We start from the raw sequence: 14735 nt of genomic DNA, 5'->3' as shown, positions 1-14735 counted from the left end.
AAAGTGAGATCCGGTGTGCGGCGTATGGAGCTGTACGCTGGATTTTTTTACATAAATTTAACAATGCTCCAATGCTCTCTTCACAATCATCTCCTACAATAGAACGATAAGAGAGTCAAAACGACTGACGCCTAAGAGGGATTCTTGTGGATGAGATGGGATATGGACTATTAGACCGTACAATGATCCATCGGTTGACAGAGCAATGGCATTACGGCGGCATCGGCGTCATCGTCGTGCATGTGTCAGGAAACACATCGGCCTCCGTGCTTGAGGCATTGACAGAGTGGATGAATGAGCAGCGGCGTCTCGTCTGGCGGTATAGGATGGAGAACGACTTCTTCTACTTCCTTCAACGGGGCAAATCCGAAGATAAGCTGGACAAGCTGATCAAGCGAGCGGTGGACGCACTTCGATCGAAGCTGAAGCGCATTTACGCGGGCGAAGAAGAGCTTTCCGCCACTCATGCAGACCGCAGCGCTTTTGCGATTGGACATGCATCGGCATATCCTTCGAGTATCGGCCGCTCAGCGGAAGCGACAATTTACTATGCGATCAAGGATGCCATATCCGCGGTGATGCGGTATCGGATTCGCCAGGAGGATGCAGCGGCGGTGCTCGATTCACCGGCTGGCGCGGAGACGGACACGTGGGGCGGTCTAGCCTTGGACGAATCGCGAATATCCGGAACTGGCGGACAAGGACGGCAGATTGCACAGCCTGCAGCCGTTCCAAGCAGCGCGAAGACGCCTTTCCCCATTGGGATGCTGGCCAAATCGATTCCGACGCTGTCGCCGTCCGAGCGCGTGTCGGACCTCGCACGAATGTTCGAATCCAACCCGCATGTGCAGGGGGCGATCATCGCAAGCGAAGGCCGTCCCATCGGCTTGATCATGAAGGAAAACATGAACCAGCTGCTAGCTGGACAATTCGGACTTCCGTTATATTGGAATCGATCCGTATCGAAAATTATGGACGAAGAAGCGCTTGTCGTCGAAGCGGACCTGCCGGTGGAACATGTAGCGCAGCTGGCGATGGCCCGGGATATTTCGCGCTTGTATCATGTCGTCATCATTACCCGGGGAGGGAAGCTGATCGGCGCCGCTTCCATTCGTGCCATATTGGAGTGCATGACACAGCTGCGCACGGAGGAAGCCAGAACGGCCAACCCGCTGACCGGATTACCGGGGAATGCAGCCATACTCCGCGAGATGCAGAGCCGGATCGATACAGGCAAGAAATTCGCGATTATCTATGCCGATTTGGACTATTTCAAGTGGTTTAATGACTGCTTCGGCTTCAGCCGGGGGGATGAGCTCATTCGGTTCTTGTCTGCGGTACTGCAAGAAGTGGCCAGCCTTTCGGGAGCGAAGGACGATTTTATCGGCCATATCGGCGGCGACGACTTCATCGTCCTCTCGGATGCGGAGGACGCCGAGCAATTGTGCCGTCATATGATTACACGATTTAACGACGGCGCCAGGGCATATTACGGCGGTGTTGACGTATCAAGTGTCATGGATCGAAGCGGTAATACGGTTATACAGGATGGCGTGACACTGTCCTTGTCGCTGCTCACCTGGGACGGACTGCAAGTGGTAACGACAGCTGACATATCGGAGGCGGCTGCACGCCTCAAGAAACAGGCCAAATCCATTACAGGCAGCGCCTATGTTGCAGGAGACGTATTTGAAAAGCATCTGGGAGAGGGAAAAACAACGTGAACCTGAGAAGAGACAGCAATGGCATGGCTATCATTTATTTTGCCTGGCATGGAAGAGCCCAAGAGACAGCAGAGGTAAAAGGGCGGCTGCGGGCGAATTGGCGCCGATTTGCAGAGCAGGTCCTGGGCGAGAATAAGGTGGTTGGATTAAACGGGCTGTCCCGCATGTGGATGCGGGACGATCTTTTCGTTTGTCTGACGCTGCCATCTCAGCGGGAAGAGATGCTCGAGGAGCAGCTGCTGGAGATCAGCAGCCGGCTGCAGCACGACTGGGAGCCTCGGTTCATGGACGCGGCATTCGGCGGGCCTGTGCCTGAGCTGTACCTGCATGCGGGTGTGTCTTTCTTGGACGACGGCATTGTTTCAGAAGAAGAGCGCTTATACGACGGTATGAAGCGGGCGATCGTGCATGGACAATCGAACGGAGCCGCCAAGCGAAGCTTGAAGCGACGAGAACTGGAGCAGATCTTGCGCGAACGGCGCATTCAGCCGATGTATCAGCCGATTATGTCGCTGTCGCCGGATTCCCATTCCATATTCGGTTATGAGGCATTATCTCGAATTCCGGGCAGCCGTTGGTTTGACGGCCCGCTTGGTTTGTTTCAATTTGCCGATGAAGAAGGACTGACGTATGCGCTTGACCGATTGGCGCGCGAGCGGGCAATCGAAGGATCGACGGGTCTGCTGAAGGGACAGAAGCTGTTTATTAACATAACGGCGCGGATCATGAACGACCCATCGTTCTCCTCTGGGCAGACCTTGCTGCTGCTGCAGAGATTTGGCCTGTCGCCGCATCATGTCGTATTCGAAATTACGGAGCGGACCTCCATCGAGGACTTTGGTTCTGCCAAACGCATTCTGCAGCATTACCGTAATCAAGGGTATCAAATTGCCATTGACGACGCGGGGGCCGGCTATTCTTCCCTGCAGTCGATCGTCGAGCTGAAGCCGGACTTTATTAAAATCGACCGTTCCCTCACGAACGGGATTCACTTGGATGGGATGAAAGCGCATCTCGTGCAGACGTTTGCCGATTTGGCTGCCAAAATGGACATCAAGCTCATTGCCGAAGGCATCGAGGAAGAGGAAGAGCTTCAATTTATCCGCAGTCTCGGCGTTCAATACGCACAAGGCTACTTGCTTGGGCGGCCGCAGCCGTTCGACGAATAATAGAACAGCAGGCAATGCTACCGCGCAGCGCTTACGCAGCAGCAGCTTTCCCGATATTCGCAGCCGCGGATAAGTGGGAAAGCTTGTTTGCTTTATGCTATGATAGTGACTAGGAAAATAAGGTGAGGTGTGCCTTTCATATGGATAAATGGGTGTTAATTGACGGTAACAGTATCATCTACAGGGCGTTCTTTGCCATGCCGCCGCTGACGAATTCGGCTGGACTGCATACGAATGCGGTATACGGATTTACGACGATGCTGCTGAAGCTGCTGGAAGAAGAGAAGCCGACGCATATGCTGGTTGCTTTTGACGCCGGCAAGGTGACGTTCCGCCACGAAGGGTACACGGAATATAAGGGCGGACGCCAGAAGACGCCGCCGGAGCTGTCGGAGCAATTCCCTGTGCTGAAGGAACTGCTGAAGTCCTTTGGCATCGCGCAGTATGAGCTGGCGGGCTATGAGGCGGACGATATAATTGGCACGCTCAGCCGACTTGCGGACGAGAGCGGCGTCGAGACCGTCGTCGTCTCGGGCGACAAGGATATGCTGCAGCTGGCATCGGACCATGTTACGATCGCGCTGACCCGCAAGGGCGTCAGCGAGGTGGATCGCTATGATCCGGCTGAAATCAACGAACGATACGGGCTAACGCCGCTGCAAATCATCGACCTAAAGGGTCTGATGGGCGATACGTCCGATAATATACCGGGCATTCCGGGCGTCGGGGAGAAAACCGCGCTGAAGCTGCTGCACGACTACGGCTCCGTCGAGGGTGTTCTTGCGAATACGGCTGAGCTGAAAGGCAAGATGAAAGAAAAAGTAGAAATGCATCAAGACGATGCGGTCATGAGCAAGAAGCTGGCGACCATCTTCCGCGAAGTGCCGCTGGAAAACAAAACGGACGAGCTGCTGTACAACGGTTACGATGCGAATTCATTATCGGACATGTTCCGCAAGCTGGAGTTCAAATCGCTCATCGAGCGCTTGGCGCTGCCGGAAGCGGGGGGAGCAGGAGAAGTTGCCGCCTTGGCCGTACCGACATATAAAGTCGTATCTGCAGGTTCACTCGATGCAGGCGCGCTGACAGAGCTGTTGACTCAATCGGAGAGTCTCTATATTGAGGCGATCGGAGAGAATCCGCACATTGCCAGGCTGGTCGGCCTGGCCGTTGCGGGCGGTGACCGCATCGTTACGCTGACCTATGACGAACTGATGGATAAGGCTGTCTCCGCGCCGGTACGAGCATGGCTGGAGGACGAGCAGGCGCCGAAGCGGGGCTACGACCTGCACAAAGCGGAGCTTGCACTGAGCTGGCTTGGCATCGAGCTGCGCGGCGTCGTATTCGATGCGCTGCTCGCGGCGTATCTGCTGGATCCGACGGAGTCCAGCCAAACGCTTGCCTCGCTGATCCAGCGTCAAGGCCTCGCCTCGATCCAGACGGATGAAGCCGTTTACGGCAAGGGAGCGAAGCTGCAGGTGCCAGCAGGCGAGGTGCTCGCTAACCATCTGGCTGCCAAGGCCGATGCCGTGCGCAGGCTCGTGCCGCTGCTGTCGGCGGAGCTTGCGCAGGGGCATATGACAAAGCTGAACGAGGAGCTCGAACAGCCGCTTGCCGTCGTCCTTGCAGGGATGGAGAAGCAGGGCATTAAGGTGAATCCGGCCGTGCTTGAAGATCTGGGCACTGAGCTTGAGAAGGGTATCTCTCAATATATGAGCGACATCTATACCTATGCCGGCATGGAGTTCAACATCAATTCGCCGAAGCAGCTGGGCGACGTGCTGTTTGAGAAGCTGGGTCTTCCGGTTATTAAGAAGACGAAGACGGGTTATTCCACCGATGCGGAAGTGCTGGAGAAGCTGGAGCCATACCACGAGATTGTGAAGCTGATTCTGCACTACCGTCAGCTGGCCAAGCTGCAGTCCACGTACGTTGAGGGACTACTGAAGGAGATTCGCCGCGACACGGGCAAGGTTCATACCTACTATAGGCAGACGATTGCCGCGACGGGCCGGTTGTCGAGCCAATTCCCGAATCTGCAGAACATCCCGATCCGGCTGGAGGAAGGCCGCCGTATCCGCAAGGCGTTCGTTCCTTCGGAGCCGGGCTGGACCATCCTCGCGGCGGACTATTCGCAGATCGAGCTTCGCGTGCTGGCGCATATATCCGGCGACGAGAAGATGAAGGAAGCATTTATCGCGGATACAGACATCCATACGAAGACCGCTATGGACGTGTTTGGTGTTGCGGCTGAGGAAGTCGACGCCAACATGCGCCGCCAAGCAAAGGCTGTCAATTTCGGCATCGTGTACGGTATCAGCGATTTCGGTTTATCGAACAACCTGAGCATCTCGCGGAAAGACGCGGCGCGTTTCATCGAGCAGTACTTTACCGCATTCCAAGGGGTTCGCGCTTATATGGATACCATCGTGGCGCAGGCGCGCAAGGATGGTTATGTGACGACACTGCTTGAACGCCGCAGGTATCTGCCTGATATCAAGGCGTCGAACTTCAATCTTCGCTCGTTCGCCGAACGGACGGCGATGAACACGCCGATTCAAGGCACGGCAGCCGATATTATCAAGCTTGCCATGGTGAAGATGGACCGCGCGCTGCGCGAACGCGGGCTTCGAAGCCGCATGCTGCTTCAGGTACACGATGAGCTCGTCTTCGAGGTGCCGGCCGATGAGCTGGAGCTGATGAAGACACTGCTGCCCGAAGTGATGGAGAGCGCGCTTGCGCTGGATGTTCCGCTGAAGGCTGACGTCAGCTACGGTGACAATTGGTATGAGGCGAAGTAAGACAAAGCCGCCCTGCATGCGCTATAATGAAGGCTGAACATGGCAGGGGGGAATTAGGAAATGCCTGAATTACCGGAAGTTGAAACCGTTCGGCGAACGCTGAATGAGCTTGTTGCAGGCAAACGGATCGAGCGGGTAACCGTGTCGCTTCCGCGAATTATACAACGGCCAGCGGAGCCGGAAGCTTTCGCAGCCGCGCTGGCGGGACACACTATTCAAACCGTGGAGCGCAGAGGCAAATTTCTGCGCATCCTGCTGGACGGCCTCGTGCTCGTCTCCCATCTTCGGATGGAAGGGCGATACGGCGTTTACGCCAAGGATGAGCCAGTAGAATTGCATACGCACGTGAGATTTCACTTCGACGACGGCACGGAGCTGCGTTATAAGGATGTGCGCCAATTCGGAACGATGCATCTCTTCGCGCCAGGCGACGATCTTGTGCAAGCGCCGCTGAAGAAGCTCGGTCTCGAGCCGCTGGATGAGACCTTCACACTGGCGGCTTTCAAGCGTGTCGTCGCGCATCGCACGACCAAGATCAAGCCGCTGCTGCTGAACCAGGAATATGTGGTCGGGCTCGGCAATATTTATGTAGATGAGGCGCTCTTTACGGCCGGCATACATCCGGAGCGAACGGCAAACTCGTTGAAAGCGCCGGAATGGAGCAGGCTGTACGACGCGATTCGTTCTACGCTGGGCCGCGCGGTAGATGTCGGCGGCTCCTCGATCAAGTCTTACGTCAACGGACAGGGCGAGATGGGGATGTTTCAGCATCAGCTGCTGGTCTACGGCAGGGGCAGCGAGCCTTGCAGCCGATGCGGCCGCATTATTGAGAAAACGGTCGTGGGCGGACGCGGCACGCATATTTGCCTAGCCTGTCAGCCCCTTCCGAAGCTCCGCAGCGGCCAAGCCACGCGCCAAATAAGGCACGAGTAGTGAGAACCCGCATATGATGTACCATTCATGTTTCTAGGCGAGTGCACAGATTGCTGCATTATCGTCATCATGGGAGGGACATCAGGTTGCTCATTCATGCTGCATCATTGCTGCTGCTTGCTTTTGCCGTTAGTTTGGATGGTTTCGGCGTCGGTGTGACATATGGCCTTAGGCGGATTCGTATTCCGCTGCTGTCGATTATTATCATTGCGTTCTGCTCAGGTCTTGTTGTTTGGCTGTCCATGCAAATCGGCGCGGTGCTGTCCGGTTATATGCCGCCCATCACGGCGAAGTGGATCGGTGCCGTGCTTCTCATGCTCATCGGCGCCTACGCGTTATTCCAGCTATGGCAGCGCAGGCATGCCGAGGCGGAAGCCGAACCTGCTGAGCCGCCGGTTGAAGCGGAAGGGGAAGCTGGAGCGACTGCAGCTGAGCCGCTTACCGCTAAGCCTACGGCGTCGACGATCGTCATCCTGGAGCTGAAACGGCTCGGGATCGTCATCCAAATTTTGCGCACGCCGCAAATGGCCGACGTCGACCGTTCCGGCATTATCTCTTCGTCGGAGGCGATCCTGCTCGGTTTTGCGCTGTCGCTCGACAGCTTCGGTGCAGGGCTGGGTGCCGCGATGGTCGGTTTCAATCCGCTGCTAACGGCGCTTGTCATTTCTACGTCGAGCGGAGTGTTCCTGCTTGCGGGCATGCGTCTTGGGTTCAGGTTCGCGGCTTGGCGCGGGATGCGGACGTTATCGGTGCTGCCGGGCATTATGCTGATCATTATGGGTCTTATACGGCTTATGTAGCGCGCGTATTGGATGCGGGCTGTTCGGAAATGCTTACCATGAATGCTTGTTACTATTGAGGTGAAAGCTTGTGAAACTGGGATTGACCGGCGGGATCGCTTGCGGCAAGAGCACTGTATCTGCCATGCTTGTATCGCGCGGCGCCAAGCTTGTCGATGCCGACCAGGCAGCCCGGGAAGTCGTGCTTCCCGGCCAGCCTGCGCTGGCGGCGATTGTCGCCGAGTTTGGACAAGCCGTATTAAATGAGGACGGGACGATGAATCGGGCGGAGGTCGGCAAGCTGGTGTTCGGCAACCGCGAACGGCTGACGACATTGGAATCGATTCTGCATCCCGCGATTCGCAGCCATATGTGGGCCCAGATTCTTGCCTATGAAGCGGAAGATCGAGCGCAGCTGATCGTTGCGGATATTCCCTTGCTGTATGAAGCGGGACAAGACCAAGCCTATGAGGCTGTCATGGTTGTATATGCGCCGCGAGCTGTTCAGATCGAACGGCTGATGACGCGCAACGCGCTGACGGAGGAGCAGGCGGAGCAGCGAATCCGCTTGCAGATGGATATCGAAGAGAAACGAAGCCGCGCGGATTACGTGATTGATAACAGCGGCACGCTGGAGGAGACGAGCCAGCAGGTTGACCGGTTTTGGCAGGAGCAGGGATTGCCATGAAGAAGAGCAAGAAGAAGCGGCGAGCGCGCAAGCGTGTTTTTCTTATCCTCATTCTGGCCTTTCTCGTCTTGCTGTTCGTAAGGTCGGAGTGGATGAGCCGCTGGCTGTACCCGCTGCAATTCAGTGAGGATATTGCCATCAGCGCAGAAAATTATCAGCTCGACGCCCATCTGGTTGCAGCCATTATACGCGTAGAAACAAATTTCAAGCCCGGCGCCGTATCGAAGAAAGGCGCGGTTGGGGTCATGCAGCTGATGCCGGATACCGCTAATTGGATCATTCAGAAGGGCGGCTTCACGAACATCACGACCGAGGCGATTTCGCAAAGGCCGGATGTCAGCATTGAGATCGGGTCCTGGTATTTGAAGGCGCTGAACGATCAGTTCGGCGGAAATATGTACAAGGTCATCGCGGCTTATAACGCGGGGCCGGGCACCGTGAAGCGCTGGTTGTCCGACGGCACGTGGGACGGGAAACCGGATACGGTGGATCAGGTGCCTTATGGCGAAACAAGGCACTATATACAGCGGGTTATTTATTATTATAATAAGTACAAGGCCTTATATCCGGACCTGGCGCATGCATAGAAAAAAAACTTTGGCCGACTGCTTGTAGGCAGCCAGCCAAAGCTTGATGAAGCCCTAAAAATTAACGACCTGCGAGAGATTGCTCTGCGATTTGGACCAATTTACGAGTGATACTGCCCCCGATGGAACCGGCATCTTTTGTAGAGATGTTGCCATAGTATCCATCTTGCGGAAGGGAAATACCAAGCTCTTGAGCGACCTCGTATTTCATTTGGTCTAATGCAGCGCTAGCTTGTGGGACTACAAGTTGATTGCTTCCACTATTGTTCGCCATTTGTCGTTCACCTCCTTGCGGTTGGTAACTGTATTATTTGCGGTATTTCTTTTTTCATTACAGGTAACGAATGGGAATCAGGGGATTTGGAGAACAGCGCGTTCACAAAGTAATTAGACGGAGGACTATAAACCGATGAAATGTCCGTATTGCGACTATGCTGGGACGAAAGTGCTCGATTCCAGACCCGCTAACGAAAATAAATCGATACGCCGCCGCCGTGAATGCGAGAAATGCACACGGCGGTTCACCACTTTCGAAATGGTGGAGGAAACGCCGCTAATCGTCATTAAGAAAGACGGCAGCCGGGAGGAGTTCAGCCGCGACAAAATTTTGCGCGGTCTCATCCGGGCTTGCGAGAAGCGTCCCGTATCGGTGGATCAGCTAGAGATTATCGTATCCGAAGCGGAGAAAGAGCTGCGGACAACGGCCCAGGCCGAGGTCGAGAGCCGAGAAATCGGTGAATTGGTCATGTCGCAGCTGTATCCCGTCGATGAAGTGGCTTATGTCCGCTTCGCTTCGGTATACCGGCAGTTCAAGGATATTGACATGTTCATGAAAGAGCTGAACAGCATGCTGTCCAAGGATAATTAAACCCGAAAAACGGCTGAAATGCCGTTTTTTTATTTTCAATGCTGGTTAGGGTACTATTAGAAAAATAAGCTAAGAATAGGCTTGTATTACATGTGATGTCCGTGTTATAATCTTATTTGTCGTCACCGTAGTAACTGAATAAAACCAGCAATTGATTTAGTATGGGGAATTAGCTCAGCTGGGAGAGCGCGTCGCTGGCAGCGACGAGGTCAGGGGTTCGAGCCCCCTATTCTCCACCATAACAACACATCCAACACATCCAACGCAACCGAGCAGGGTTGCGTTTTTTATTTTTTTGGTGGAAGCCCCCAAGAGGGAGAACCCTGGGGTTCAGTCCGCGCGGATGGAGCGGGTGCCGAAGGAGCAGAGCGTCTGAGTCTCCGCTTTAAAAAATCCTCGGTCGAGTTAGCAGCTTCAACATACAATTGAGATCTATACATCCCCTCCTAGGCTCACCAAACACAACGCTAAACATGCCAACCAATGCGAACGCGGAAAACGTTACCTATACGGCTGTTGACACGACAGACAACGTGACGGTAACCCAGATTGCGCAAGTTACGTTTACTCCCGGTGCGGCGAGTGCAGGACAATCGACGCTGACACTTCGCCAGTCAGTGTCACAGCGAATGGCGCAGCAAGCACGTTGACGGTGACGATCAAGGAAGCGAATAATAACCCGATCCCAGGACATGCGGTAACCCTCTCACAGGACAGCGGAAACTCGACCATTACGGCAGCGAACGGTGGAGTAACTGATACGAGTGGTCAAGTAACCTTACCATACCTGTCATCGATCAGAACGGCGTATCACTGGACCCGGATAAAATCGACACCACAAAGGCATCCGTCATGCTTGAAGTTTTGCCTAAGAACGGAGTGGCGTGCGTCAGCATACCGGCTAGCATTTTAACCAGCTTAGAGGGTAAGAACCTGAAAGCCGATGATATCAGCTTCAAGGTTACACTAACCGACAAGTCCGATGATAAGAATATTCAGGTGGCATTTGCCAATGGCTTGCCAAGAGGTAAAGTGCTGGGCGCGATCGTGGATTTCAGCATAGAGATTGTAAACACGAAGACAGGGCAAATGATCGGAACAGCAGATAAGTTCACTAAGGCGCTGGCTGGAGTAATTCCAATGCCGAAGAACATGACCAACCTTCCGGAGCAATGGGGCGCGTTCCGCTTTAACGAAACGACGAAGAATTTTGAGTTTGTTGCTGCCAAAACGGTACAGATTGACGGTGTGTGGTATGTAATGATTAGCTCATATTCCAACAGCGTGTACGCGGTGGCAGAAAATTCGGTAAGCTTTGACGATGTACAAGGCCATTGGGGTAAGCAGTTCGTCATCTCGCTGCGGCAAAAAGTCTAGTTAACGGTATTGGCCATGGGCAATATGCACCTGACAAATCCGTAACTAGAGCCGAGTTTACGGTAATGCTCGTTCGAACTCTTGCACGCGGAACTGCTGTTACCGGCAGTGCAGCACCTTACGAAGATGTGAAGCAAGGCGCATGGTACTTTGGTGAAGTGGCAATAAGGAAGGAGCTTGGTCTGCTCAGTTTGCTGAAGGGAAACACCTTCAAGCCTAACCAACCGCTGACACGCGAGGAAATGGCGAGCATGCTGGCGGCCGTTGTTACGCTTGAAAAGCTGCCGATGACGAAAGAGCTTGTTAGTTTGGATGGTTATAAGGATGTAGCCAGCATTGATCCGGCTTACCTAGAAGCCATTCGCACGATGGTCAAACTTCAAATCATGACAGGCATCAATGTTGATAAGTTTAGTCCGAAAGGCACAACTACACGCGTGCAAGCTTCGACCGTGTTCATCCGAACCTTGCAAAAGCTTGGAAAGATAGATTAAAGGTCACGGCGGGAGCGCATCATCGGCAGCGACGAGGTCAGGGGATGCGATAACTGATTTTGCGATCTCGCATGCTGAGCTTGGCGGCGAAGCGGTCAGCATGAATACGTAAAATCCAGCTCAGCGACGTTAAAGTGAACTGGAGGGACGTCATTGACTTTTCGCGCAAATAAGAAGGGGCTGACCGAGCATACGACCGACCTGCCGGAAGCAAGGTCTGTCCGGCTGTGGATGACGAAGACGACCAGCACAACCGACATTGCGGCCCGGATCTACCGGGACACCGCTTTCCTCATCCAGCAGCAGCAGTAACTCGAATTGTGTTCAAAAGGAGACAGCTTCATCGCGAGCCACTGAAAAAACCTGTTTGATCAAACAAAGGCACAGCCCTCAGAATATTGAGGAGGCTGTGCCTCTTTTTTATATTAAAGCATCATGGAGAGCGGCTGAGCGCATGAAACGGAGGAAAGGCTAAGCATCAGCTTTCCTTGCCACTTCCCGGAGAGCAAACAGACCAGAAGAAGCAAGCCGCGCCATAGGGTGTCGGTATGTTAAATCCTAATGTTGATAGTTGAGCAAAGAAGTTTATTGTACTTATACAACATTTTACAAAATACATCTACGATTCAAGTATGTAATTTACTTTACATACCTTTTTTTTAGTTATGGGTATATTTAATTTATAAATTTATCCGGTTCACTTATAGTTCGAAGTAAATAGTACAAAGTTAATCTGCAAAACAAAAAAAAGTGAAGGTGAAAAATATGGTGAATTATAAGGCTTGGACATTTCTGATCGGGGCTAATCTGTTTTGGGCCGGTAATATCATTTTTGGAAAATTGATTGTAGATGAATTTCCTGCTGAATGGACAGTTTTTCTAAGGTGGGTTGTTGGACTAATTCTTCTTATTCCCATTGCCCAATTTATTGAGAAGCCTTCATGGTATCAAATCTGGAGGAATAACTGGGTGTTGATCATTCTGCTAGCTGCTTTATCCATTGTGCTCTACACCTATCTCTCTTATGCTTCATTGCAGTTCACATCTGCGACGAATAGTGCTTTATTTACTACCCTTGCACCTGGTTTGATTATGCTCTTTTCGTTGATTTTCCTGAGAGAAAAAGTAAGTGCCTTCCAGTTCATTGGATTAATCATCTCGTTTATTGGTGTTATGATTGTGTTAACGAGAGGTAACCTGCTGCAGTTGTTTCACACTCCGTATAACGAGGGCGATGCAATCATGCTATTCGCTGTCTTATGTTGGGCTGCTTATTCATTGCTTCTAAAAAAAGCAAAAGGTATTCCGCCTGTGACATTGGTTGCGATGATTGCGCTGGTCGGTGCTATTCTAATGATTCCTTTTTTATTTTTCCATCCGATTCACTCCGACAAAATCACTTCTTTGGGGATCGTAGGAGTTATATACATGGGGGTGTTCCCGTCAGTCGGTTCGTTTATATTTTGGAATCAAGGTGTTAAGAAGCTAGGTGCGAGCAAGGCCGGCATAACGATGAATCTGATTCCTGTCTTTACAGCAATTATTTCGGTTATCTTGGGACATGCTTTGGAGATGTCGCAGATGCTCGGGGGAGTCATGACGATTTCCGGTATGTTATTGATTGCAATAAAACGAAAAAAGGTATCTCCCGTCGCTCAACAGCTAGGCCTGAAGGAAACAATTTAAAATCCGTGACCAACTTCAATAATCACTTTTTATAAAAACTGAAGATCCTTGCCCACGGTTTAGGTTAGCGGCATGGACTATACGATGTCATTAACGAAGGAGATGAGCGGGTTTGAAAAATAATTTCATCGAATACTGTCTTAACAAAAAAGGAGCGATAAAGGATTATCCCTTGGGATCCGATCCACTCGCGATAAAAATTGAAGGTAAAATATTCGCTCTTTTTTATGAGGGAAAAGGGTTCTTGAACCTAAAATGCGATCCGGTGATTTCACAAAACTTGAGAGAACAGCATGAGGACGTTCGACCGGGGTATCATATGAACAAACATCACTGGAATTCGATTATTCTCGAGGGTTCTTTGCCAGAGTCGGATATCTTTGAAATGATTGACCACTCTTACAATTTGGTTGTTAAAAGCCTTCCTAAGAATATCCGGGAGTCTATTTAGATTAATATCGCGAGAAATCGATTGAGCTATTTCATTTCCTCTTCATCACCATGATTAAGTGCAGCTCAATGCGTAGGCGATTGCAAGTCTGAAGTGATGCGCTTGCAGGCTCATATAGCCTTTCATATATAAAAACGACCGGAGGCGCTCACTTCCGGTTTTTATATGCCTAAATTTGATGTTGAAAGCGGCCCCGCAAAAATTTCCTTTGATAAAACCGAATGAGGTACCATATAGAAACAAAAAAATTGTATTTAAAATGAAGGTGCCCCCTAAAGGCGTCCCTTATTCAATCACAATCGGACCCAAGGCCGAGGTCCATTCATCCCACAGTCCGGAATACCCGTAGACGGATGCTGAAATCGAAATGATTCACAACGATAGGGGCGTGTCTAATTGAAATTTTATTTATCTAAAAAGAGCGACTGCGTCTGCAGCCGCCCTTTGTTAAGGTTATTCGGATCGGGTTAGCATCGCGGCATCTACCTGAACAGACTTACGAGACGTTTTGATTACTCCATCCTTCACAAGCCCACTCATGACTCCACTGACGGCTTCCCGAGTTACACCAAGCATGTTGGCTATCTCTTGGTGCGTAAGAGGGAGATCGATTAAAGCATAACCATCTACGATGATACCAAATTTTGAACTAAGCATCGTCAACAGATGAATCACCCGTTCGCGGAGACCGTTAAATGCAATTTGTTCTAACTGTTCTTCTCTTTCCTTCAACCGTTCACTGACCGCTTTTAGAAACTTCAACGCCAGATTCGGTCTGCTTATCATTAGCCGGTCGAATTGTGCTTCGGATATTGAGCAAACCAGAGTTGGTTCTATGGCTTCAATGTAAACATCCTTAGTGCCAAAAGAAAAGGAATTGATTTCTCCAAACATGTTCCCATGAGTCAATATACCTAGAGTGAACTGTTTCCCACTGTCATTTAATTTATATACTTTTAGCTTGCCTTTTTTGACGAAAGAAAGACCTTCGAGAATAGTATCAGGTGTTTGAACCAATGCGTCTTTCGGTACCCAATTGAAATGGCGAATGGTATTTAGTAAATCAATTTCCTTCATTTCTTCATTGGTCATTTCTTCAAAAATGCTGATTTGAGATAAATACCATAATTTATTCATTTGGTATTCCTCCATTTAATAATCCTCCATTTTAGGGAAAA

Annotated in this window: 16 protein-coding genes and 1 tRNA gene; 15 read left to right on the top strand and 2 right to left on the bottom strand. The window is 51.5% G+C overall.

What is annotated here, in order from left to right; translation table 11 throughout:
- The first annotated feature begins 155 nt into the window (after positions 1 to 155).
- The 7 genes from KXU80_RS10555 (at position 156) to KXU80_RS10525 (ending at position 8681) form a co-directional block, all read left to right on the top strand.
- Positions 156 to 1724: a GGDEF domain-containing protein gene (locus KXU80_RS10555; RefSeq protein ID WP_258171438.1), complete on the top strand. Its 1569-nt coding sequence runs from the start codon at positions 156 to 158 to the stop codon at positions 1722 to 1724.
- Positions 1721 to 2893 (top strand): EAL domain-containing protein, encoded by a 1173-nt coding sequence (locus KXU80_RS10550; protein ID WP_219838134.1) that lies wholly within the window; start codon positions 1721 to 1723, stop codon positions 2891 to 2893. The genes KXU80_RS10555 and KXU80_RS10550 overlap by 4 nt, the downstream gene beginning before the upstream one ends.
- Positions 2894 to 3033: 140 nt before the next feature.
- Positions 3034 to 5694: a DNA polymerase I gene (gene polA, locus KXU80_RS10545; protein ID WP_219838133.1), complete on the top strand. Its 2661-nt coding sequence runs from the start codon at positions 3034 to 3036 to the stop codon at positions 5692 to 5694.
- Positions 5695 to 5754: 60 nt separating this feature from the next.
- The gene (mutM, locus tag KXU80_RS10540; RefSeq protein WP_219838132.1) at positions 5755 to 6627 is read left to right on the top strand and encodes a DNA-formamidopyrimidine glycosylase; all 873 of its coding nucleotides are present in this window, start codon (positions 5755 to 5757) and stop codon (positions 6625 to 6627) included.
- Between the two features lie 86 nt (positions 6628 to 6713).
- Positions 6714 to 7427: an MntP/YtaF family protein gene (locus KXU80_RS10535; RefSeq protein ID WP_219838131.1), complete on the top strand. Its 714-nt coding sequence runs from the start codon at positions 6714 to 6716 to the stop codon at positions 7425 to 7427.
- 70 nt (positions 7428 to 7497) lie between these two features.
- On the top strand, positions 7498 to 8094 hold the full coding sequence (gene coaE, locus KXU80_RS10530; RefSeq protein WP_219838130.1) for a dephospho-CoA kinase: 597 nt from the start codon (positions 7498 to 7500) through the stop codon (positions 8092 to 8094).
- Positions 8091 to 8681 carry a lytic transglycosylase domain-containing protein gene (locus KXU80_RS10525; RefSeq protein WP_219838129.1) on the top strand — a complete coding sequence of 197 codons (591 nt, stop codon included), beginning with the start codon at positions 8091 to 8093 and terminating at the stop codon, positions 8679 to 8681. Before coaE ends, KXU80_RS10525 begins: the two co-directional genes overlap by 4 nt.
- Positions 8682 to 8742: 61 nt before the next feature.
- On the opposite strand, the gene KXU80_RS10520 is transcribed toward KXU80_RS10525, so the two are convergent.
- A complete protein-coding gene (locus KXU80_RS10520) occupies positions 8743 to 8955 on the bottom strand; it encodes an alpha/beta-type small acid-soluble spore protein (protein ID WP_219838128.1) in 213 nt (70 codons plus the stop codon).
- A 135-nt stretch (positions 8956 to 9090) separates the two neighbouring features.
- Here KXU80_RS10520 and nrdR point away from each other — a divergent pair, with 135 nt between their 5' ends.
- From nrdR to KXU80_RS10475, 8 genes are all read left to right on the top strand, one after another.
- Positions 9091 to 9549 (top strand): transcriptional regulator NrdR, encoded by a 459-nt coding sequence (nrdR, locus tag KXU80_RS10515; RefSeq protein ID WP_219838127.1) that lies wholly within the window; start codon positions 9091 to 9093, stop codon positions 9547 to 9549.
- 163 nt (positions 9550 to 9712) lie between these two features.
- Positions 9713 to 9788: transfer RNA gene (locus KXU80_RS10510), tRNA-Ala, on the top strand.
- 413 nt (positions 9789 to 10201) lie between these two features.
- Positions 10202 to 10462, top strand: coding sequence for an Ig-like domain-containing protein (locus KXU80_RS28420; RefSeq protein WP_374987783.1), 261 nt, complete (start codon positions 10202 to 10204; stop codon positions 10460 to 10462).
- On the top strand, positions 10402 to 10926 hold the full coding sequence (locus tag KXU80_RS10500; RefSeq protein WP_219838125.1) for a hypothetical protein: 525 nt from the start codon (positions 10402 to 10404) through the stop codon (positions 10924 to 10926). Before KXU80_RS28420 ends, KXU80_RS10500 begins: the two co-directional genes overlap by 61 nt.
- 65 nt (positions 10927 to 10991) lie before the next feature.
- The gene (locus KXU80_RS10490; RefSeq protein WP_219838124.1) at positions 10992 to 11420 is read left to right on the top strand and encodes an S-layer homology domain-containing protein; all 429 of its coding nucleotides are present in this window, start codon (positions 10992 to 10994) and stop codon (positions 11418 to 11420) included.
- A 153-nt stretch (positions 11421 to 11573) separates the two neighbouring features.
- Positions 11574 to 11732 (top strand): hypothetical protein, encoded by a 159-nt coding sequence (locus KXU80_RS10485; RefSeq protein WP_219838123.1) that lies wholly within the window; start codon positions 11574 to 11576, stop codon positions 11730 to 11732.
- A 453-nt stretch (positions 11733 to 12185) separates the two neighbouring features.
- Positions 12186 to 13106 (top strand): DMT family transporter, encoded by a 921-nt coding sequence (locus KXU80_RS10480; protein WP_258171347.1) that lies wholly within the window; start codon positions 12186 to 12188, stop codon positions 13104 to 13106.
- 112 nt (positions 13107 to 13218) lie between these two features.
- The gene (locus KXU80_RS10475; RefSeq protein WP_219838122.1) at positions 13219 to 13557 is read left to right on the top strand and encodes an MmcQ/YjbR family DNA-binding protein; all 339 of its coding nucleotides are present in this window, start codon (positions 13219 to 13221) and stop codon (positions 13555 to 13557) included.
- Positions 13558 to 14010: 453 nt separating this feature from the next.
- Here the strand turns inward: KXU80_RS10475 and KXU80_RS10470 are convergent, their stop codons facing one another.
- Entirely contained in the window at positions 14011 to 14694 is a 684-nt protein-coding gene (locus tag KXU80_RS10470; RefSeq protein ID WP_219838121.1) for a Crp/Fnr family transcriptional regulator, read from the bottom strand.
- Positions 14695 to 14735 lie beyond the last annotated feature (41 nt).

Origin of the sequence: Paenibacillus sp. R14(2021) (assembly GCF_019431355.1) — a bacterium.
Lineage (GTDB): Bacteria > Bacillota > Bacilli > Paenibacillales > Paenibacillaceae > Paenibacillus_Z.
The sequence above is the reverse complement of the archived record's forward strand: the minus strand, read 5'-3'. Positions and strand labels throughout refer to the sequence as shown.